This window comes from Gottfriedia sp. NPDC057948 (assembly GCF_042887255.1).
In the GTDB taxonomy this organism is placed as follows: Bacteria; Bacillota; Bacilli; order Bacillales; family Bacillaceae_G; genus Gottfriedia.
Genome location: NZ_JBHVPN010000045.1, coordinates 1 through 1,312 on the forward strand (window position 1 = coordinate 1; position 1,312 = coordinate 1,312).

Consider the following 1,312-nt stretch of genomic DNA (forward strand, 5'->3'; position numbering starts at 1 on the left):
GTCTCGGCACCCCATAGGGAACCTTTGCCATCAACTCGGCAAGATGCAGCGTCGTGTTGGCATCGTGTCCCACGCCGAGGAGAAGTACCTGCCCATCGAGTTCATGGACACGGGCGACCGGGCTTGCAGGCGAGTGAGGTGGCAGGGGCAATGGATCAGAGATGATCTGCTCTGCCTGTGGCCCCGCTGCCGCAAAGGCAAATGGATGGGCGCTGCGCTTTACATTTGGCAGGCGCCAGAATGTGTCAGAGACAACTCCAAGGTCCGGTGTAACGGGCGACGTGGCAGGATCGAACGGCTCGTCGTCCAGACCTGACCACGAGGGCATGACGAGCGTCCCTCCCGGACCCAGCGCAGCACGCAGGGCCTCGATCAGTCCAAGTGGCCCATCTTCGAGGGGCCGGACGCTACGGAAGGAGCTGTGGACCAGCAGCACACCGCCGGGGGTAACCCCAAGGTTGAGAAGCTGACCGATGAGCTCGGCTTTTCGCCATTCGTATTGCACGACATTGCACTCCACCGCTGATGACATCAGTCGATCATAGCACGATCAACGGCACTGTTGCAAATAGTCGGTGGTGATAAACTTATCATCCCCTTTTGCTTATGGAGCTGCACATGAACCCATTCAAAGGCCGGCATTTTCAGCGTGACATCATTCTGTGGGCCGTACGCTGGTACTGCAAATACGGCATCAGTTACCGTGAGCTGCATTTTCCGCTGCATAACCCTGCTTCGGGGTCATTATAGCGATTTTTTCGGTATATCCATCCTTTTTCGCACGATATACAGGATTTTGCCAAAGGGTTCGTGTAGACTTTCCTTGGTGTATCCAACGGCGTCAGCCGGGCAGGATAGGTGAAGTAGGCCCACCCGCGAGCGGGTGTTCCTTCTTCACTGTCCCTTATTCGCACCTGGCGGTGCTCAACGGGAATCCTGCTCTGCGAGGCTGGCGGGAACTTCGAAGTTCCTATACTTTCTAGAGAATAGGAACTTCGGAATAGGAACTTATGAGCTCAGCCAATCGACTGGCGAGCGGCATCGCATTCTTCGCATCCCGCCTCTGGCGGATGCAGGAAGATCAACGGATCTCGGCCCAGTTGACCCAGGGCTGTCGCCACAATGTCGCGGGAGCGGATCAACCGAGCAAAGGCATGACCGACTGGACCTTCCTTCTGAAGGCTCTTCTCCTTGAGCCACCTGTCCGCCAAGGCAAAGCGCTCACAGCAGTGGTCATTCTCGAGATAATCGACGCGTACCAACTTGCCATCCTGAAGAATGGTGCAGTGTCTCGGCACCCCATAGGGAACCT

The 1,312-nt window shown here is 56.7% G+C and carries 2 protein-coding genes and 1 pseudogene; 1 reads left to right on the top strand and 2 read right to left on the bottom strand.

The features are described 5' to 3' along the window. A partial coding sequence (gene aac(3)-IVa, locus ACFVRR_RS24270; RefSeq protein ID WP_387333333.1) for an aminoglycoside N-acetyltransferase AAC(3)-IVa occupies positions 1 to 505 on the bottom strand: 505 nt, incomplete at its 3' end. Between the two features lie 113 nt (positions 506 to 618). Between aac(3)-IVa and ACFVRR_RS24275 the strand changes: the two are divergent. Next, positions 619 to 711: pseudogene (locus tag ACFVRR_RS24275) on the top strand (IS6 family transposase); the annotation flags it as partial. A gap of 305 nt (positions 712 to 1,016) precedes the next feature. On the opposite strand, the gene ACFVRR_RS24280 reads toward ACFVRR_RS24275, so the two are convergent. After that, positions 1,017 to 1,312, bottom strand: a 296-nt coding sequence (locus ACFVRR_RS24280) for an AAC(3) family N-acetyltransferase (protein ID WP_236286337.1), incomplete at its 5' end; no start/stop codon positions are given.